A 330-nucleotide genomic window follows, 5' to 3' on the forward strand; every position below is an offset into this window, starting at 1 on the left:
ACTCCTGACTGACCGATAGTGAACCAGTACCGTGAGGGAAAGGCGAAAAGAACCCCGGCGAGGGGAGTGAAAAAGAACCTGAAACCGTGTACGTACAAGCAGTGGGAGCCCCACCACTAAGCCAGTGGTGGTTATCACAGCGTCATCCTTACTTGATGACGGTTGGCGGCGCCAGGCGACGCCCAACCGCAAACATCAAGCGGAGGGGGCTTAGTGGTGGGGTGACTGCGTACCTTTTGTATAATGGGTCAGCGACTTATATTCTGTAGCAAGGTTAACCGCATAGGGGAGCCGCAGGGAAACCGAGTCTTAACGGGGCGTTAAGTTGCA

1 rRNA gene is annotated in these 330 nt (G+C 54.8%); it reads left to right on the plus strand.

The features are described from left to right. A 23S ribosomal RNA gene (locus tag IQ209_RS18060) occupies positions 1–330 on the plus strand; the annotation flags it as partial.

This window comes from Xenorhabdus sp. BG5, assembly GCF_015163665.1.
Taxonomy (GTDB): domain Bacteria; phylum Pseudomonadota; class Gammaproteobacteria; order Enterobacterales; family Enterobacteriaceae; genus Xenorhabdus.